The organism is Achromobacter sp. SLBN-14 (assembly GCF_006715415.1).
In the GTDB taxonomy this organism is placed as follows: Bacteria; Pseudomonadota; Gammaproteobacteria; order Burkholderiales; family Burkholderiaceae_B; genus Achromobacter; species Achromobacter mucicolens.
In genome coordinates this window covers 617,477-634,212 of the sequence record NZ_VFNE01000001.1, presented here as the reverse complement: position 1 = coordinate 634,212, position 16,736 = coordinate 617,477, and the positions used below count along the sequence as shown (strand labels likewise).

The 16,736-nt window shown below is 65.0% G+C and carries 20 protein-coding genes; 13 read left to right on the top strand and 7 right to left on the bottom strand.

Annotated features, from left to right (window positions below):
• Positions 1–67: 67 nt before the first annotated feature.
• Positions 68–1,057 (bottom strand): tripartite tricarboxylate transporter substrate binding protein, encoded by a 990-nt coding sequence (locus FBY20_RS02880; RefSeq protein ID WP_142049899.1) that lies wholly within the window; start codon positions 1,055–1,057, stop codon positions 68–70.
• A gap of 238 nt (positions 1,058–1,295) precedes the next feature.
• On the opposite strand from FBY20_RS02880, the gene FBY20_RS02875 reads away from it, so the two are divergent.
• The 3 genes from FBY20_RS02875 (at position 1,296) to FBY20_RS02865 (ending at position 4,251) form a co-directional block, all read left to right on the top strand.
• Positions 1,296–2,222: a LysR substrate-binding domain-containing protein gene (locus FBY20_RS02875; protein ID WP_056322630.1), complete on the top strand. Its 927-nt coding sequence runs from the start codon at positions 1,296–1,298 to the stop codon at positions 2,220–2,222.
• A 7-nt stretch (positions 2,223–2,229) separates the two neighbouring features.
• Positions 2,230–3,348: a tRNA 2-thiouridine(34) synthase MnmA gene (gene mnmA / locus FBY20_RS02870; protein ID WP_142049896.1), complete on the top strand. Its 1,119-nt coding sequence runs from the start codon at positions 2,230–2,232 to the stop codon at positions 3,346–3,348.
• A gap of 84 nt (positions 3,349–3,432) precedes the next feature.
• Entirely contained in the window at positions 3,433–4,251 is an 819-nt protein-coding gene (locus FBY20_RS02865) for a sulfite exporter TauE/SafE family protein (RefSeq protein ID WP_056322636.1), read from the top strand.
• A 79-nt stretch (positions 4,252–4,330) separates the two neighbouring features.
• Here the strand turns inward: FBY20_RS02865 and FBY20_RS02860 are convergent, their stop codons facing one another.
• Positions 4,331–4,942, bottom strand: coding sequence for a glutathione S-transferase (locus tag FBY20_RS02860; protein ID WP_056322638.1), 612 nt, complete (start codon positions 4,940–4,942; stop codon positions 4,331–4,333).
• A gap of 162 nt (positions 4,943–5,104) precedes the next feature.
• Here FBY20_RS02860 and purB point away from each other — a divergent pair, with 162 nt between their 5' ends.
• Entirely contained in the window at positions 5,105–6,481 is a 1,377-nt protein-coding gene (gene purB, locus FBY20_RS02855) for an adenylosuccinate lyase (RefSeq protein ID WP_142049893.1), read from the top strand.
• 58 nt (positions 6,482–6,539) lie between these two features.
• On the top strand, positions 6,540–6,998 hold the full coding sequence (locus FBY20_RS02850; RefSeq protein ID WP_056322645.1) for a cytochrome c: 459 nt from the start codon (positions 6,540–6,542) through the stop codon (positions 6,996–6,998).
• An 85-nt stretch (positions 6,999–7,083) separates the two neighbouring features.
• Here FBY20_RS02850 and FBY20_RS02845 read toward each other — a convergent pair whose 3' ends face one another.
• The 3 genes from FBY20_RS02845 to FBY20_RS02835 form a co-directional block, all read right to left on the bottom strand.
• Complete coding sequence (locus FBY20_RS02845) at positions 7,084–7,776, bottom strand: cytochrome b/b6 domain-containing protein (protein WP_056320020.1); 693 nt, start codon at positions 7,774–7,776, stop codon at positions 7,084–7,086.
• 86 nt (positions 7,777–7,862) lie between these two features.
• Positions 7,863–8,144: a hypothetical protein gene (locus FBY20_RS02840; protein ID WP_056320023.1), complete on the bottom strand. Its 282-nt coding sequence runs from the start codon at positions 8,142–8,144 to the stop codon at positions 7,863–7,865.
• 582 nt (positions 8,145–8,726) lie between these two features.
• Complete coding sequence (locus FBY20_RS02835; protein ID WP_056320025.1) at positions 8,727–9,086, bottom strand: hypothetical protein; 360 nt, start codon at positions 9,084–9,086, stop codon at positions 8,727–8,729.
• A gap of 235 nt (positions 9,087–9,321) precedes the next feature.
• On the opposite strand from FBY20_RS02835, the gene FBY20_RS02830 reads away from it, so the two are divergent.
• From FBY20_RS02830 to FBY20_RS02815, 4 genes are all read left to right on the top strand, one after another.
• Positions 9,322–10,032, top strand: a complete 711-nt coding sequence (locus FBY20_RS02830) for a DUF3053 family protein (protein ID WP_142049890.1) — start codon at positions 9,322–9,324, stop codon at positions 10,030–10,032.
• Positions 10,033–10,123: 91 nt separating this feature from the next.
• A complete protein-coding gene (locus FBY20_RS02825) occupies positions 10,124–11,305 on the top strand; it encodes an AI-2E family transporter (RefSeq protein ID WP_227741191.1) in 1,182 nt (393 codons plus the stop codon).
• A gap of 107 nt (positions 11,306–11,412) precedes the next feature.
• A complete protein-coding gene (locus FBY20_RS02820) occupies positions 11,413–11,634 on the top strand; it encodes a hypothetical protein (protein WP_056320030.1) in 222 nt (73 codons plus the stop codon).
• A gap of 35 nt (positions 11,635–11,669) precedes the next feature.
• Positions 11,670–13,244, top strand: a complete 1,575-nt coding sequence (locus tag FBY20_RS02815) for a sensor domain-containing diguanylate cyclase (RefSeq protein WP_056320032.1) — start codon at positions 11,670–11,672, stop codon at positions 13,242–13,244.
• A gap of 24 nt (positions 13,245–13,268) precedes the next feature.
• Here the strand turns inward: FBY20_RS02815 and FBY20_RS02810 are convergent, their stop codons facing one another.
• Positions 13,269–13,508 carry a hypothetical protein gene (locus tag FBY20_RS02810; protein ID WP_056320036.1) on the bottom strand — a complete coding sequence of 80 codons (240 nt, stop codon included), beginning with the start codon at positions 13,506–13,508 and terminating at the stop codon, positions 13,269–13,271.
• 96 nt (positions 13,509–13,604) lie between these two features.
• On the opposite strand from FBY20_RS02810, the gene yddG reads away from it, so the two are divergent.
• Positions 13,605–14,513, top strand: a complete 909-nt coding sequence (yddG, locus tag FBY20_RS02805; protein WP_142049887.1) for an aromatic amino acid DMT transporter YddG — start codon at positions 13,605–13,607, stop codon at positions 14,511–14,513.
• A 28-nt stretch (positions 14,514–14,541) separates the two neighbouring features.
• On the opposite strand, the gene FBY20_RS02800 is transcribed toward yddG, so the two are convergent.
• The gene (locus FBY20_RS02800; RefSeq protein WP_142049884.1) at positions 14,542–14,733 is read right to left on the bottom strand and encodes a hypothetical protein; all 192 of its coding nucleotides are present in this window, start codon (positions 14,731–14,733) and stop codon (positions 14,542–14,544) included.
• A 259-nt stretch (positions 14,734–14,992) separates the two neighbouring features.
• Here FBY20_RS02800 and FBY20_RS02795 point away from each other — a divergent pair, with 259 nt between their 5' ends.
• The 3 genes from FBY20_RS02795 (at position 14,993) to FBY20_RS02785 (ending at position 16,668) form a co-directional block, all read left to right on the top strand.
• The gene (locus tag FBY20_RS02795) at positions 14,993–15,244 is read left to right on the top strand and encodes a hypothetical protein (protein WP_142049881.1); all 252 of its coding nucleotides are present in this window, start codon (positions 14,993–14,995) and stop codon (positions 15,242–15,244) included.
• Between the two features lie 107 nt (positions 15,245–15,351).
• Positions 15,352–15,543 carry a hypothetical protein gene (locus tag FBY20_RS02790; RefSeq protein WP_056320045.1) on the top strand — a complete coding sequence of 64 codons (192 nt, stop codon included), beginning with the start codon at positions 15,352–15,354 and terminating at the stop codon, positions 15,541–15,543.
• 201 nt (positions 15,544–15,744) lie between these two features.
• Positions 15,745–16,668, top strand: coding sequence for a hypothetical protein (locus FBY20_RS02785; RefSeq protein ID WP_142049878.1), 924 nt, complete (start codon positions 15,745–15,747; stop codon positions 16,666–16,668).
• The last annotated feature ends 68 nt before the right edge of the window (positions 16,669–16,736 follow it).

The following is a 16,736-nucleotide window of genomic DNA, read 5'->3' as shown; positions in this document are numbered from 1 at the left end:
AGGGGGGTACTGCGTTCGTGAATCGGAGGTCCTCGCGTGCCGGCGGCGCGGGAGGACCGAAGACCGGTTAGTCGATCTTCACGTTGGCTTCTTTGGCGATGCGCTTGTTCTTGGCGATTTCAGCCGAGATCTGCGCGCCGAATTCGGCCGGGGTGTTGGCCGCGGGCGAAGCGCCCAGGGCAGCGAGGCGGCTCTTGACGTCCTCTTCGGCGCTGACCTTCTGGACAGCGGCGTTCAGCTTGGCCAGCACGGGGGCGGGCAGCTTGGCCGGGGCGACCAGGCCGAACCACGACGCGTCGTTCACGGCGGGCAGGCCGGCTTCGGCGAACGTGGGCACGTCAGGCAGCGCGGCAACGCGCTGCGGGGCGGCGACAGCCATGGCGATCAGGCGGCCGGACTGCACGTGCGGCAGGGTGGAGGGCAGGTTGTCGTACATGACGTCGACCTGGCCGGCCAGCGCGTCGTTCAGCGCGGGGCCAACGCCACGGTAAGGCACGTGCATCAGGTCGGTGCCCGACGCCATCTTGAACAGTTCGCCCATCATGTGCGAGACCGAACCGTTGCCGGCCGACGCGTACGTCAGCTTGCCCGGCTGGCTCTTGGCCAGCGTGATGAACTCGGCGATGTTCTTGGCCTGGACCTTCGGGTTGATGGTCATGATGTTCGGCACGGCGGCCAGGTTCGAGACGGGCGTGAAGTCCTTCTCGCCATCGAACGGCAGGTTCGGGTAGATGGCCGGATTGATACCGTGCGTGCTGACGGTGGCAATGCCCAGGACATAGCCGTCCGGCGCGCTGCTGGCGACGAACGCGCTGCCGATCGAGCCGCCGGCGCCGCCGCGGTTTTCCACGACGACGGTCTGGCCCAGTTCCTTGCCGAGCTTGTCGGCGAACAGGCGGCCGACGATGTCGGTGGTGCCGCCGGGCGGGAAGGGAACGATCAGGCGGATGGGCTTGCTGGGATACGCGTCTTCAGCGTGCGCGATACCCGAGGTCAGCGGCGTGGCCAGGGTCGCGGCAGCGACACACAGGCCCAGAACTACATTACGGCGTTGCATGAATTCCCCTACTAATGAATGGAAAGCAGCTGCATGAAAGCAGTCGCAAACCCGACGATTCTTTCCTGGCGGGCAGGTTTGCGCAAACGAAAGATTCTCCGTAAGCTATGACTTTTTTTCATACCTCTTTCTCGGCAGGGCTTCGCTGCGGTTACTTTTGTGTAACATCCGCCGTGCATCCTGTGCCGACGTCACGCCCGCGCGGGCAAGGGAGCCCCACGACGGGTGGGGGCTGCAAATGAGGCGTTTCTGTCCCTCTTTAACCGATCTTCAGGCCTTTGAAGTCGCCGCCAGACACAGCAGTTTCACGCGCGCCGCGCAGGAATTGTGCGTGACGCAGGGCGCGGTGAGTAAACAGGTGAAACATCTGGAGGAGTTCGTCGGCGTCGAACTATTCCTGCGAATCAGGCAAGGCCTGGTCTTGACCGAAGCGGGCCGCAGTTACCTGGCCAAGATCCAGGCCGGTCTCGGCCAGATCGAAGCGGCCACCGTCGAACTGATCGCGCATCAGGGGCGGGGCGGCACGCTGAACCTGACCTGCATGCCCACGTTCGGCGCGCGCTGGCTGATTCCGCGCCTGACCGCCTTCATGCGCTTGCGTCCCGACATCCATGTGGAATTCCTGCCGCACCGCCAGGGCTACGACTTCTCCACGCCGGAGCTGGACGCCGCCGTGCGCTTCGGCGAGGGCCTGTGGCCCGGCAGCGGGGCCGATTACATCGTCGGCCGCGAGATTCTTCCCGTCTGCAGTCCCCGCCTGATCCCGGGCGGGTGCACGTCGCCCGAAGCGCTCCTGGCCTATCCGCTGCTGCACCATACGTCGGCCCTGGAGGGCTGGCGCGACTGGTTCGAGCAGGCCGGCTGCGACACGCGCCGCAGCCTGGAAGGCGCGCGCTTCGACCAATACGCGTTGCTGTCGCAGGCAGCCGCCGCGGGTTTTGGCGTGGCGCTGATCCCGCGCTGCCTGATCGAGGACGAGCTGCGCGACGGCAAGCTTGCCATCGCCATCCAGTTGCCGATCCGGGCGCGCATGGGCTACTACCTGTGCTATCCCGAGCAAAAGGCCAATCTGCCCACGTTGCAGGCCTTCCGGGCCTGGCTGATGGAAGTGTCCCGCGCCGCCGAGCCCCAGCCGAGGGAAGACGCCGTGTCCGATCTAAAATAGCCGCATCATGAGTCAAACATCCACCAAGAAAGGCCGCGTTGTCGTCGGCATGTCCGGCGGGGTCGATTCTTCGGTCACCGCCTGGCTGCTCAAGCAGCAAGGCTACGAGGTCGTCGGCCTGTTCATGAAGAACTGGGAAGACGACGACGATTCCGAATACTGCTCCACTCGCCAGGATCTGCTGGACGCCGCCAGCGTGGCCGATCTGGTCGGCGTGGAATTCGAATTCGTCAACTTCGCCGCCGAATACAAGGACCGCGTGTTCGCGGAGTTCCTGCGCGAGTACTCCGCTGGCCGCACGCCCAATCCCGATGTGCTGTGCAATGCCGAAATCAAGTTCAAGGCATTCCTGGACCACGCCATGGCGCTGGGCGCCGAGCACATCGCGACCGGCCACTACGCGCGCGTGCGCGAAGTGCCGGCCGAGGGCGGCGGGACGCAGTTCCAGCTGCTCAAGGCGCTTGACGCTTCCAAGGACCAAAGCTACTTCCTGCATCGGCTGAACCAGGCGCAGTTGTCGCGCACGCTGTTTCCGCTGGGCGAGATTCACAAGACCGAAGTGCGCCGCATCGCGCACGAGATCGGCCTGCACAATGCCGCCAAGAAGGATTCCACCGGCATCTGCTTTATCGGTGAGCGCCCGTTCCGGGAATTCTTGAACCGCTACCTGCCGACTGAGCCGGGCCCCATCCTGACGCCCGAAGGGCAGAAAGTGGGCCGCCACGAAGGCTTGTCGTTTTACACGCTGGGCCAGCGCAAGGGGCTGGGCGTGGGCGGCGTGAAGGGCCGGCAACGCGAGGACGGCACGGCCGAGGCCTGGTACGTGGCCCGCAAGGACCTCGCGCGCAACGTGCTGTACGTCGTGCAGGGGCACGACCATCCCTGGCTGCTGTCCGGCAACCTGAAGGCGCAGGACGCGAGCTGGGTGGCGGGCCACCCGCCGGCCGCGGGCGTCTTCGGCGCCAAGACGCGTTACCGGCAGGCCGATGCGGCGTGCCGCCTGGCCGATGCGGCGCAAGAGACTTTTTCACTGGAATTTACCGACCCCCAGTGGGCGGTGACGCCCGGCCAGTCGGCCGTGCTATACGATGGCGAGGTTTGCCTGGGCGGCGGGATCATTCTTTAGGAATGCCCTGCCGCACGTAACCAAGGCCCCCGGGTGCAATATCCGTGGGGCCTTGTTCATGACAATAAAAGCGAGGAGAGGGTTGTGGATGTGACGATGGTGATCTGCCTGTTGGTCCTGGGCGGCGTGGTGGGCTTTGCGGCGGGCCTGCTTGGCATTGGCGGCGGGATGCTGCTGGTGCCGTTCCTGACGATGCTGTTCACCTGGCAGAAAATGCCGGCCGATCTGGTCGTGCATGCGGCGATCGCCACGTCCATGACGTCGATCCTCTTTACGTCCATCTCCAGCGTCCGGGCCCACCAGCAGCGAGGCACCATCAAGTGGCGCATCGTCGCCGCGATGGCGCCGGGCATCATCGTCGGCGGGCTGCTTTCCGGCGGCGCGGTGTTCGCGGCGCTGAGCACGTTGTGGCTGTCGCTGTTCTTCGCCCTGTTCGTGGGGTATTCAGGCTGGAGCATGCTGCGCAACAAGAAGCCCAAGCCCACGCGGCAGATGCCGGGCGTTGTCGGCACCAGCGCGGCCGGCGCGGGCATCGGCTTTCTGTCGGGCCTGGTCGGCGCCGGGGGCGGGTTCCTGTCGGTCCCGTTCATGGTCTGGTGCAACGTGGCGCTGCACAACGCGGTGTCGACGTCGGCGGCGCTGGGCTTTCCGATTGCGCTGGCCAACAGCGTGGGCTATGTCGTCTCGGGCCTGAACGAGGCCCAGACCTATCCGGGGATGCTCGGCTTCATCTATTGGCCGGCGCTGCTGGCGCTGGTCTGCACCAGTGTCCTGACCGCGCCGCTGGGGGCGCGCATGGCGCATCGCCTGCCGGTGCAGACGCTCAAGCGCGTGTTCGCCGCACTGCTGTTTGCGCTGGCGGCCTACATGCTGTTCAAGGCCTGGCAGACCTGGACCGTTTGATCGCGGAAATGAAAACCGGCCGCGGAAAGCGGCCGGTAAAAGCGAGCGCCCGGCCATGCCGGGCGTTTTTGTTGGGGCGTCAGGCCGTCTTGGGCACCGTGTCGATGAACGACTGGCGTTGGGACAGCTTGTCGTACAGGCGGGCCAGGTTGGGCTGGCCAGTGCGCCAGTCCAGCGAGGGGAACCGCAGGTCCAGATACCCCAGGGCACAGCCCACGGCGATGTCCGCGAGGCTGTAGTTGATGCCCATGCAATGCGCGTTGTCGCCCAGGCTTTTGTTCATGGCGTCCAGGCTGGCGTGGATCTTGCCGTACTGGCGCTCGATCCATTCGGGGCTGCGCTGGGCTTCGGGGCGCTGGTTTTCCTTGACGATGGTCACGCACGCGTCCAGGAGGCCATCGGCGATGGCTTCCCAGCACTTGACGGCTGCGCGGTCGCGTCCGGGCTGCGGAATCAGCCGGGCGACAGGAGACAGGGTGTCCAGGTATTCGACGATGACGCGCGAGTCGAACAGGGCGCCGCCATCTTCCATGACCAGGCAAGGAACTTTGCCCAGCGGGTTGTACGTTTGGATCTGCGTGTCGGCGGACCAGACGTTTTCGAGTTCAAGCCGGTAGTCCAGCTTTTTCTCGGCCATGACGATACGCACTTTGCGCACGTAGGGACTGGTAAGCGAGCCGATCAGTTTCATGGAGTCACAAGCGGAGTCGGAAAGCGGCCGAAGTATAGCAGGCTGTATGACGGCCGGAATTGTCCGCAGGGCGGAATCTTCGTCAGTTTGCCACAATGTCGGGCCGCCCCGGATGATAAAATCGCCGGGTTTTCCCATCCGTCGTTTTTTCTCTACCAGACCATGCAAATCGCCGATCAGCTGAGCCAACTTAATGCCCTTTCGCCACTGGATGGCCGCTACGCTTCCCGGGGCGACGCGCTGCGCGGTCTGCTGTCCGAAGCCGGTTTCATGGCGCACCGCGTCGAAGTCGAGGTCGCCTGGCTGATCGCGCTGTCGGACGCCGGCCTGCCCGAGCTGCCGGCCTTCTCCGAGGGCGCCCGCACGCGTCTGGCCCAGCTGGTCGCCAATTTCTCCGAAGCCGACGCCGGCTGCATCAAGGAGATCGAGCGCGTCACGAACCACGACGTGAAGGCCGTTGAATACTGGCTGAAGGAAAAGGTCGCCGACGACGCCGAACTGGCCCGCGCGGCCGAGTTCATCCACTTCGCGTGTACGTCCGAAGACATCAACAACACCTCGCACGCGCTGATGCTGTCGCGCGCCCGCGACCAGGTCGTGGTGCCGCGCCTGCGCGAAGTGGCCGCCAAGCTGAATGAAATGGCCATCGCCAACGCCGACCAGCCGCTGCTGTCGCGCACGCATGGCCAGCCCGCCAGCCCGACCACGCTGGGCAAGGAATTCGCCAACGTGGCCGCGCGCCTGAACCGCGCCATCGCCGCCGTCGAGGCCGTCGAGCCCCTGGCCAAGCTGAACGGCGCCACGGGCAACTACAACGCCCACCTGTCCGCCTATCCGGAAATCAACTGGCCCGAATTCAGCAAGCGCGTGCTGTCCGGGCTGGGCCTGACCCAAAACCGCCACACCATCCAGATCGAGCCGCATGACTGGATGTCCGCGCTGTTCGATGCGATCACCCGCGCCAACATCATCATCCTGGACCTGGATCGCGACATCTGGGGTTATGTGGCGCTGGGCTACTTCAAGCAGCGCCTGAAGGAAGGCGAGGTCGGTTCGTCGACCATGCCGCACAAGGTCAACCCGATCGACTTCGAAAACTCCGAAGGCAACCTGGGCCTGGCCAACGCCGTACTGCGCCATCTGGCCGACAAGCTGCCCATCTCCCGTTGGCAGCGCGACCTGACCGATTCCACCGTCCTGCGCAACCTGGGCGTGGGCCTGGGCTACTGCCTGGTGGCATGGGATGCCTGCATGCGCGGCCTGGGCAAGCTGGAAGTCAACACGGCCGCCATCGACGCCGATATCGACGCGTGCTGGGAAGTGCTGGCCGAGCCGGTGCAGACCGTCATGCGCCGCTACGGTCTGCCGCAGCCCTACGAACAGCTCAAGGCCTTGACGCGCGGCAAGGGCATTACCGAAGAGGCCCTGCGAGAATTCATCCAGGGCCTGGCGCTGCCTGAAGAGCCCAAGGCCCGCCTGCTGGCGATGACCCCGCGCTCCTACATCGGCCTGGCGGCCGAGCTGGCCCGGGCGGTATAGTCGCCGTGCCGCGCGCGTCATGCGCGCGGCTTTCACGTTGTACCTACGGGAGATCGCAATGAAGAAGTTGTCCACGCTCGCAGCGCTGGCCTGTATGACGGTGGGTCCGCTGCTGGCGACGTCCGCCTCCGCGCAATTCGCCAAGCCTGAAGATGCGGTCAAGTACCGCCAGTCGGCGCTCTCGCTGATCGGCTCGCACTTTGGCCGCATGGCGCCGGTGGTCAAGGGCCAGGCGCCCTACGACGCCGCGCAGATCAAGGCCAACGTCGATGTGCTGAAGACGCTGTCGGCATTGCCTTGGGCAGGCTTCGGTCCGGGTACGGAAGGCGGCGACGCCCGTCCGGAAATCTGGAGCGACGCCGCGGGCTTCAAGCAGAAGCAGCAGGCGTTTCAGGACAACATCGTGAAGCTGTCGGCGGCTGCCGACGCAGGCGATCTGGACAAGCTGCGCGCCGCTTTCGGCGACGTGGGCGCCAGCTGCAAGGCCTGCCACGACGCGTACCGCAAGAAGAAGTAAGGTGCCGGGCCGGCCGTGCCGGCCCGCCGCCCATCAAGCAAAAAGCAAAAAGCCCCGTCAAGGGGCTTTTTTCATGGGGGCCCGATCAGGAGAAGGACATGTCGGACACGATCTCGAGCGATCGTATCCACAGCACCAGTCCCGTTACGCAGGCGCCCAGCACCAGGGCGCGCAGCCAGACCGCCAGCCCATCCTGCGCGGGCGGCGTGCCGGCCGGGACATCCTTGGCGTCGACGTTGCCGGTGATGATGGCACGCACCAGACGCTTGCGGCGCACGACCGCATACCAGATGACGGCCAGCAGGTGCAACGCGACCAGGCCGATGATGACCCACTCGTTGAGCTTGTGCCAGGACGTCATTGCGCTGGCGGTGGCTTCCGAGACATACCCGAACAACGGGCCCTGCGTCATGATGTCGTCGGTGGTGAACAGGCCGCTGACCGCCTGAAAGCCCACGACCAGCAGCAAGGCCATGACCGACAGCGCGCCCAGCGGATTGTGGCCGGCGGGCGCGGCGGCGCCCTTCAGGTAGCGGACCACGGCGCCCGGGCCGCGCACGAAATGCGCGAAGCGGGCATAGCGCGGTCCGGCAAAGCCCCAGATCAGGCGAAACAGGATCAGGCCCAGCGCCGTACAGCCGAAACGCACGTGCCAGTCCATGTACAGACCGCCCATCTTGACGCTGACGAACGCGCCGACGATGCAGACGACGAGGGCCCAGTGAAAGAGTCGGGTGGGGAGGTCCCAGATACGGACCGCGAGACGATTGTTCTGCATGTTGAGATCGGCGGACTGGAGTTGCCCGGACTTTATCACGCACAAAGCAAACCGCCGCACTAGTCAGGCGGCGGTTTTGAGGCAGATCAGCGAGCGTTGCGGCGCACCGGTTCGATGCGATGCACGTGCTCGTGGCGGAACCGGATGCGTTGGCCCGGCGCCTTCTGTACGGCCGATCCGCAGGGCACGACTTCAGTGGTGTAAGTCGTCGTGCCGTTGATCGGCGCATTGAAGATGACCGTGGCGCGAATCTCGGGGCCGTCGGCCGGCTGCAGATAGACGATGTCGCCGATGTGGATGGGCATGTCATCGAGCTGCGTGTGGGCCGGGCGTCGGATCAGGTCGGTGGTGGTGAAACGAGTGTTCATGTTGTGTTCTCTTTAGGTTCTAGTTATAGGAAAAGCTGCGTCTTGCCATGGTGAACGCACCGGGCGGGAAAATTGCCGCCATGAGTGTGCGTTGATGCGCTGCGTCCGCCGGATGTGATTGGACACGCGCTACATGACACTAACGCATTGCTGCTGCCGTCCTTTTGCGCATTCTCATGTGTTTTGCGCGCCGGGTCCGGCGAAGTGATGCTTTCGTCCAGTCTTGGAGGGCATCGATTCAGGCTGCGCGGCGAAAGACAAGATTGCCGGCGCGTTGGTGTACGCCCGCGTGGTAGCGGGTGAAGCCATCATTTGGGTTGGGTTTGCTTCATGCCGGTCCGGACTGGCGGACGGGTGAAGGCGTTCCCGATGCGGCGCTGGGGTTGCGTTTTTTGCGTTGTACTTCGCTAGGACGCCAGCGCTGTCGGGCGGATCTTGGCAGGGGGTGGCCACAGGCGTTTAGCTTGGCCGGGCTGACCCTCAAAGGTCTGCTCTTTCAGATCCAACCGTCGATATTATCGACATTTGAGCGATTATGCAAGCATTTTCGAAAAGGAGGGCGCAGGACGTGCGCCCTGCCTATTAGTGCGTTGCGGGGCGGGCCTGTCGCTGGGCTTCGATGATCAGGCCTTCCAGGCGTGGCGACATGCGCAGCGCCACCTGGGCGCCGGTCGTGCCATCGGGCTGCTGCTGGGTTTCCAGGGCGAGTTCGATACGTTCGTCATCAAAGGCCTCCGGGGCCGCCTGGATTTCCACATAGCGCTCGAGCAAGGCATTGACCGCCTTTTGCGCATCCGCCAGCGCTTTCTCCGACAACTTGCCGTGGCCCAGGTATTGATTGACCACGCGCGCCAGGTCATTCATGAAATGAAGCAGGGCGTTTGCGCCGCGGCAATCCGGCAGGGTGAAGCCCCAGGGCAGGGGGGAAGCGTTCTGAGTCATGTCGTCAGCCAAGGCAATGAGAAGAGGCGGCAACCGGCCGCCGAATGTTCGATTTTAGAGGATGCGCAAGGGCTGCGACGCGGGCACGCGGCGCGGCGCGCACTGTGTCAACTCGCTTCGATGGCAACAAATTCCGCCCCTTCTGGCCCCATTGGCGGCGCTACCGGATAATCTGCCGGAATGGCCCGCCCCGTGCGGCCGTAATCTGCGGAATCGGAGTGCTAACAGGATGCGCATGGTTTGGGTTCGCGCGTGGGTGACAGGCATGGCGGTCGTCTCGATGTTGCTGGCGGCGTGCGTCAACAAGGAACCGCAGGAGCGCGCCGCATTCATACAGTTGCTGCAGGGTCGGATGAACAACGTGACGCTCGTGCCGATCGGCATGCTGGGCAAGTCGGAAAAGGAAGCCATTGGCGGCTACGACGACGCGTACGAGGTCATGACGGATTTCCAGGAGGCCTTGGCCAAGGCGGCGGCGCCTCTGCGCGAGGTGCTGTCGGTGGAGACGATCCAGTCCGTTGAAGAGATCGTGGCGCGCCGGGGCAGCCTGGAGGCCGCACGCAAGACGCTGGCCGGCAGTGCCGCCCAGGTTCAGGCGGCGCGCGGCAAGGCAGACAAGGCGCGCGCGGATCTTGCCTTGCCCGCCGACCTGGCGCCCGTTTATGACGGCGTCTATGACGAGGCGGTGACGGCGCCGGCCGGGGAATTGATCGACGCGGCATCCCGGATGGATGCGATTGCCCGCGATGCGCTGGCCATTGCGGACTTCGTGGCGGCCAATGCCGCGGACATCCAGTTCGAAGATGGGCAAACAAAGGTGGCCAAGCCGACCTTGCAACAGGAGCTGAACCAGCGGTTGCAAGCATTGAACGCGCAGTCGGGTGGGCTGGAAGCCGCGCGCGCAACGCTGCTGCAGGCTGCCAGCGCGGGCTCGGCCGCGCCCTAGCCATGCGCCAGCCCTGTCGCGATCCGAGCGGCGCCCGGCCGCGCTTTGTACAATGCGGCTCTTGCGGCGCATGCCGCGCCTTGGACTGACTATGAGCGATTCTTCAGGCGTGCATTACAGGACCTTCGTGCTCCTGCTCGTGGTGGTCACCATCGCGTTCGGCTGGCTGTTGTGGCCGTTCTATGGCGCCGTCTTCTGGGGCACCATTCTTGCCATCCTTTTCGCGCCGTTGCAGCGCCGTCTGGTGGCGCGCATTGGCGGGCGGCGCAATCTGGCCGCGCTCATCACGCTGCTGCTCGTGCTGCTGCTGGTGATTCTTCCGCTGGTCGTGATCAGCGGGTCGCTCGTGAACGAAGGGGCAAATTTCTACCAAAGCATCAAGTCCGGGCAAATCAACTTTGGCGCGTACTTCCAGCAGGCGATGGACGCACTGCCGCCGTCCGTGCACGCATTGCTGGCGCGCTTTGACCTGGCCGATATTGCCAGCCTGCAGGACAAGCTGACGGCCGGTGCAATGCAGGCCAGCCAGTTCCTGGCCACCCAGGCCTTGAACATCGGGCAGGACACGTTCCAGTTCGTGGTCAGCTTCGGCATCATGCTGTATCTGCTGTTCTTCCTGCTGCGCGACGGTCCGCTGCTGTCGGCGCGACTGCGCCGTGCCGTGCCGCTGAGCGACACGCACAAGCAGCACCTGTTCCGCAAGTTCACGACCGTGGTGCGCGCCACCGTCAAGGGCAACGTCGCGGTCGCGGCGGCGCAAGGCGCGCTGGGCGGCATCATCTTTTCCATCCTCTCGATCCAGGGTGCGCTGCTGTGGGGCGTCATCATGGCCTTCCTGTCGCTGCTGCCCGCGATCGGGGCGGGGCTGATCTGGGCGCCGGTAGCCGTGTACTTCCTGCTGACCGGTGCCGTGGTCAAGGGCGCGGTGCTCATTGCGTTCGGCGTGCTGGTCATCGGCATGGTCGACAACGTGCTGCGGCCCATCCTGGTGGGCAAGGACACGAAGATGCCGGACTACGTGATCCTGATCTCCACGTTGGGCGGCATGGCGCTGTTCGGGCTGAACGGATTCGTGATCGGTCCGCTCATCGCGGCGTTGTTCATGGCAAGCTGGGATCTGTTTTCGCCCGCGGCAGGCGACCCGGGGGGTGTGCACGCCGTGAGCGCGCCGCTGCCGGGCAACCCCGTGGCCGGTTCGCCGCCGGCGTCCGGGGGCGCCGGCGCGCGTGCGCAGGCAGCGCTTGCCAGGGATCGCCAGTCCCGCGACGAATGATCTCGCCGGGCGCCCGCGTGCGCCCGGCCGGGTGTAAGGTGTAGCAGCGCTGGCCGAACCGCGGCCGGCCTTTCGTGTCAACTTCGCCAAACAGGAGCGCGCCGGATATGGAATGGAAACTGCATCGGTCGGGCTGGATCGAGGAACGCAACTTCGACATTGAGTTCGCCGAAACGCCCGAGGGATATCATGCACGCGTGCGCGTCTTCGGCTTTCCGGTTCTTGAAGACACCAAGCACGTGTTTCCCAACGAAGCGCTGGCTGAAAAAGGTGCGCTGACGCTGCTCAAGAGCCAGTTTTCAGGCACGCCGGACCTGGAAGAGAGATAGCAGGGCGATGGGCAGACCGAGGGGCAGGCCGCGCGATGGCTGACGGCGAAACGGTTGCTGGCGTGCGCCGCCGCCGGGCGCGCCGCTATTCCATGCGGACGGGGCTGCTTGCCCTCGTCTTTGCCTGTATTACCCCGGCGCTCATCGTGGCGACGGTCGCCGTCTACGAAAGCTACGTCATCCAGAAAGAGCGGATCTACCGCGACACGATCTTCCTGGCGCGCAATCTCACGGCGATCCTGGATCGCGAACTCACCGGCGTCGAAGCCGGTTTGCAGATGCTGGCGTCCTCGCCGGATCTGGTCGAGGGCGATCTCGCCGGCTTCCATCGGCGCGCGCGCGAGTCCGTGCGCTTTCAGATCGCCGACACTTACGTGCTGACGAACAAGGAAGGCCGGCAGATCATCAACACGCAGGTGCCCTACGGCACGGCCTTGCCAACTGGCAGGGCGCCCGATGAACTGGGTCGCGTCTTCCTGACGCGCATGCCGGTGCTGACAAGTCTCTTCACCGGCGGCCTGACCAAGGACCCCACCATCGCGCTGGGCGTGCCGGTCGTGCGGGACGGAGAGGTGGTGTACAGCCTGAACGTGGGACTGTCGCCCGAGCGCATCGGCAACGTCCTGGGCCGCCGCGCCCTGCCCGAGGGCTGGGTGGCCGCCGTGCTGGACGGCTCGGGAACCATCATCGCCCGCACCCGCGACACCTCCAAATTTGTGGGCCAGAAAGCGGTGCCGGCGCTGGCCCGCGCCGTGCAGCAGGAAGGCGAAGGCTCGTTGGAGACGATCACCAAGGAAGGCACGCCCGTCTATACCGCGTTCAGCCGGTCGACGCTGTCGGGCTGGACGGTCGCCGCCGGCGCGCCCATGCAGTTGCTGACCACGGACCTGTACCGCTCCATCGCGTGGATTGGTCTGGGTACGTTGTTCGCGTTCGGTTTGGGGTTGTGGCTGGCGCTCAGGCTTGCTAGCCGGCTCACGTCGGCCGTGCAGGGGCTGGTCGCGCCGGCGCTCGCGCTGGGCGAAGGCCGGACCGTGGACCTGCCCGCCACGCGCATCAAGGAAGCCCAGGAGGTGGGCGCTGCCATGCTGCAGGCGTCGCGCAAGCTGGCGCGCGCCCAGCACCTGGCGCACTACGATCCGCTCACCGGCCTGTGCAATCGGGTGCTGTTCGGGGAACTGGTGCTGCGTGAATTGGCGGTCGCCCAGCGCAGCGGCGATTCGTTCTCGATCCTGGCGATCGACCTGGACGGCTTCAAGGCGGTCAATGACATGCACGGGCACGCGGCCGGCGACACGGTCCTGAAAGAGGCGGCCGATCGCATGGCCAGCGCCATCCGGGTCTCGGACGTGGCGGCAAGGCTGGGCGGCGACGAATTCGCGGTGCTGCTGCTGGGCGCCAACCAGGAGAACGCGCGGCTGGTGGCCGAGGCCCTGGTCGAGAGCCTGTCCTTGCCGTATCCCAACGTGCGTGTCGCGGTGTCGGCAAGCATCGGCATCGCGGTGTATCCCCAATCGGGCGCCACCATGTTGCAGTTGCTCGAGCGGGCCGATGTGGCGTTGTACCGCGCCAAGGGCCTGGGCAAGCGCCGGGTGGCGCAGGACCAGTAGGTCCGCAGCCCGTCGCCATGCGCGTCACATATCCTGGCGCGGCGACAGCGCGGTCAGGACCTCGCCCGATTTCAAGCGATAGCGCCTGTCGTCCAGCGCGACGACAGGATCGCCTTCGGACGTTCTGAGTATGTAGCGCGATGCGGCAAGCGGCATGGGGCTGGCGCCCGCTTCGTCCGCGCGCAAGAACACTTCAATGCGGTAAAGGCGCCCCGAATCCGTGCTTGCCAGCACGTCGCTCATCCTGCGTGTAGAAATGGCCATGCCGCTATTTCTCCGTTTGGTTTTCGCTAAACTTGCCGCCTTGGCGCCGGTCCGGTCTGATTGCCGGGCATGCACGGCGCGCAATCGGAAACGGTAATGCAATTGAATCCTGGCCGGAACGCGGCCACCACCCTGGGTCTGCTGGCTATCCTGCTCTGGGGCACGGTCGTCGGCCTGATCCGGGGCGTCAGTGAAAACTTCGGCCCCATTGGCGGCGCCGCGCTGATCTATACGGGAGGGTCCATCTTCCTGGTGCTGTTGCTGGGATTGCCCAAGCTGCGCACGTTTCCCCGGTCGTATCTCATCGTGGGCAGCCTGCTGTTCGTGGCCTATGAGATATGCCTGTCGCTGTCGCTGGGGTTCGCGGCCGATCGTGCGCAAGCCATCGAGCTGGGCATCGTCAATTACCTGTGGCCATGCCTGACGGTGGTGTTCGCCATGCTCATCAATGGGCAGCGGGCGAGCTGGTGGGTGGCGCCGGGCATCTTGTTGTCGGTTTGCGGCATCGTCTGGGTCGTGGGCGGAACGGGCGGGCTGTCAATTGAACGCACCGCCGCGAATGTGTCGAGCAATCCTCTGAGTTATGGACTGGCCTTCAGCGGCGCCATCATCTGGGCCGTTTACTGCAACGTGACCAAGCGCTTTGCGGACGGCAAGAATGGCGTCGCGCTGTTTTTCATGCTCACGGCAGCGGTCTTGTGGATCAAGTACCTGTTCAGCGCGGAACCCGCATTGGTGTTTGCCGCGCCCGCCACGGTCGAGTTGTGCGTGGCCGCTGGCGCCATGGCAAGCGGCTATGCACTGTGGAACGTGGGAATACTGCGGGGCAACCTGACCCTGCTGGCTACCGCGTCGTACTTCACGCCGGTCTTCTCCACCTTCTTTGCCGCGCTGTGGCTATCCACGCCGCTCACCCTGTCGTTCTGGCAGGGCGTGGCAATGGTCACCGCCGGTTCATTGTTGTGCTGGGCAGCGACGCGCGGCAGACCGGCCCGCAACGGATAGTCCGGGCCGTGTCCTGAGAGGGGGAGATTTACTCGACGAGCATCGTCAGGGCGACTGCGAACCCCAAGGGAACCAGCAGCAGCGATGCAAAAGTGGAACTGACAATCGCCGCCGATATCTTCAGCAAGGGCTCGGGCCCTGCGCTTCGTATCGTTTGAATCACCAACGCGACGATACCCATAACCATCAAACAGCTCAAGAAAACTGCTACGTAAGTCATGTTGTCTCCGTCCTCGCCTGATTTAGGGGATGCGGCGCCGCTGTGCGGTCTTGATGTTTGTGTCGATTGTGCGCCTGTATTGCGAGACTGCACCCTAGGGTTTTCCTTGCCGGCGGGCGGCTTTGTGGCGTATTTGCCGCGCAGTGTGCAGCATGAAAATCGTGTGCGGTCGCAGCAATTTTTGACGGCGGAACAGGCTTCGGCATCGCGGCGCGATTGCGCTACGATGGCGTGATCAAAACACCCGAGAGGCCGCCAGATGCCGCAAAAACTACGCCCTGGCACGCGCGCCACCTTGCAGGTCCGCCAGCTTTCGCCCGGCGAGTTCGCGTGGATCATTACCTTGCTCGATCCCGAATCCGGCAATGTGCGCAGCACCAATTATTCGGACAGGCGATATCCCAGCCAGGATGAGGCGTCGACGGCCGGCAAGGCCGCCGTGCTTGCATTTCTCGCAAGCGACACGTCCGAACGCGCGCCAGCCCCAAGCGGCGGCAAACGCAAGGACTGACGCCGCGCGCTGCCCTTCCATGGCGCCCGGCCACTGACCGGTCTTGGGCACGCCATTTGCTGATGCTCATGCAAGGCGCATCTTGCGCTGCTTGAGGAGAGGCAATCATGTCCCAGATCCCGCATCGAGAGCCCGGTCAACCGGACGATCTCACGCCTGACGATCCGGCGCTCCCGGGAAACCCGCCTGCGGACGATCCGCGTCCGGACCCGGGCCGTCCCACGGACAACCCCGACGTCATCGACCCCACGCCGCCCGCGCCGGATCCCCGCGCGCCCGGCACCATCGACCTGGCCTGATTGCGGCCAGCATTACTTCAATTCCGATCCCTTCATCGAAGCAAGGAGGTTTCCATGCGCTCAATCCTGTTGTGGCTGCTCGGCGTGCCCATTCCCATCATCATCCTGCTGGCTCTGTTCTGGCACTGAAGGCCAGTGCGTCATTTCCGCTTTGGCACCCGCGTGTGCGCGGCTGCGTAAGTCTCTGGACAAGGATCGATCATGCAAAATACGTCTTCATTGAGCCAACCTTATGCCGATGGCGTGCCTCCACGTGAGTCCGCCATTTCGGCCGTGTCGTGGGCGGCGGTATTCGCCGGCGCGGTGATCGCCGCGGCGCTGTCGCTTGCATTGTTTGCCGGCGGCACCGGCCTCGGTTTTCTGTCCGTTTCGCCCTGGGGCGAGGAGGGCATGTCGGCTCCCGCCATCGGCATTGGCATCATTGTCTGGATGCTGCTCACGCAGATCATTTCGTACGGCATCGGCGGCTATGTCGCCGGGCGCCTGCGGACGAAATGGGTCGACGTGCATTCCGATGAGGTCTACTTTCGCGACACCGCGCACGGCTTTCTGGTCTGGGCGCTGAGCGCCGTGGTCAGCGCCGCGCTGCTGGGCTCCGCGCTCGCGTCGATGGCTTCCGGCGTTGCCAAGGCCGGCGCTTCGGTGGCGGCCACGGCCGGCACGGCGGCAACCGCGGCGGCGACGGCCGGCGCTGCCGGTGCGAGCAGTGGCGGTGGCATGGAGCACGCAACCGACTATCTCACCGACACCCTGATGCGCTCGGAACGTCCCGAGGCCAACACCGATCCTGAAGCGGCGCGTGCCGAAGTTGGCCGCATCGTCGCGATGAGCATCACCCGCGGCGACATGACGCCGGCCGACCGCGACTACGTGGTGAAGGTCGTGGCCGCGCAGGCCGGTGTGGAACCCGCCGTGGCGCAGCGCCGCGTCGACGAGGCGATCCAGAACGCCAAGAAGACCGCGGAAGAAGCCAAGGTGAAGGCCAAGGAAGCAGCAGACGCAGCCCGCAAGGCTGCTGCGGCGTTCGCGCTGTGGGGCTTCGCGTCGATGCTGATCGGCGCGTTCGTGGCGAGCCTGGCTGCCACCTGGGGCGGCCGCCGCCGCGATGCGGTCTATCGGGTTTAATGTGGTGCTTCGGGTGTAGATAATCCGCCCGAATGCAAAAGGGCCCGCACAGTGTGCGGGCCCTTTTA

Excerpts from the sequence above, each read along its gene's own strand:
- FBY20_RS02785 (WP_142049878.1), top strand. The coding sequence starts at position 15,745 with ATGCAAAATACGTCTTCATTGAGCCAACCTTATGCCGATGGCGTGCCT.
- FBY20_RS02835 (WP_056320025.1), bottom strand. The coding sequence starts at position 9,086 with ATGACTCAGAACGCTTCCCCCCTGCCCTGGGGCTTCACCCTGCCGGAT.
- FBY20_RS02845 (WP_056320020.1), bottom strand. The coding sequence starts at position 7,776 with ATGCAGAACAATCGTCTCGCGGTCCGTATCTGGGACCTCCCCACCCGA.
- FBY20_RS02810 (WP_056320036.1), bottom strand. The coding sequence starts at position 13,508 with ATGGCCATTTCTACACGCAGGATGAGCGACGTGCTGGCAAGCACGGAT.
- FBY20_RS02800 (WP_142049884.1), bottom strand. The coding sequence starts at position 14,733 with ATGACTTACGTAGCAGTTTTCTTGAGCTGTTTGATGGTTATGGGTATC.
- FBY20_RS02825 (WP_227741191.1), top strand. The coding sequence starts at position 10,124 with ATGAGCGATTCTTCAGGCGTGCATTACAGGACCTTCGTGCTCCTGCTC.
- FBY20_RS02875 (WP_056322630.1), top strand. The coding sequence starts at position 1,296 with ATGAGGCGTTTCTGTCCCTCTTTAACCGATCTTCAGGCCTTTGAAGTC.
- FBY20_RS02840 (WP_056320023.1), bottom strand. The coding sequence starts at position 8,144 with ATGAACACTCGTTTCACCACCACCGACCTGATCCGACGCCCGGCCCAC.
- yddG (WP_142049887.1), top strand. The coding sequence starts at position 13,605 with ATGCAATTGAATCCTGGCCGGAACGCGGCCACCACCCTGGGTCTGCTG.
- FBY20_RS02795 (WP_142049881.1), top strand. The coding sequence starts at position 14,993 with ATGCCGCAAAAACTACGCCCTGGCACGCGCGCCACCTTGCAGGTCCGC.
- FBY20_RS02815 (WP_056320032.1), top strand. The coding sequence starts at position 11,670 with ATGGCTGACGGCGAAACGGTTGCTGGCGTGCGCCGCCGCCGGGCGCGC.
- mnmA (WP_142049896.1), top strand. The coding sequence starts at position 2,230 with ATGAGTCAAACATCCACCAAGAAAGGCCGCGTTGTCGTCGGCATGTCC.
- FBY20_RS02850 (WP_056322645.1), top strand. The coding sequence starts at position 6,540 with ATGAAGAAGTTGTCCACGCTCGCAGCGCTGGCCTGTATGACGGTGGGT.
- FBY20_RS02860 (WP_056322638.1), bottom strand. The coding sequence starts at position 4,942 with ATGAAACTGATCGGCTCGCTTACCAGTCCCTACGTGCGCAAAGTGCGT.
- FBY20_RS02790 (WP_056320045.1), top strand. The coding sequence starts at position 15,352 with ATGTCCCAGATCCCGCATCGAGAGCCCGGTCAACCGGACGATCTCACG.
- FBY20_RS02820 (WP_056320030.1), top strand. The coding sequence starts at position 11,413 with ATGGAATGGAAACTGCATCGGTCGGGCTGGATCGAGGAACGCAACTTC.
- purB (WP_142049893.1), top strand. The coding sequence starts at position 5,105 with ATGCAAATCGCCGATCAGCTGAGCCAACTTAATGCCCTTTCGCCACTG.
- FBY20_RS02830 (WP_142049890.1), top strand. The coding sequence starts at position 9,322 with ATGGTTTGGGTTCGCGCGTGGGTGACAGGCATGGCGGTCGTCTCGATG.
- FBY20_RS02880 (WP_142049899.1), bottom strand. The coding sequence starts at position 1,057 with ATGCAACGCCGTAATGTAGTTCTGGGCCTGTGTGTCGCTGCCGCGACC.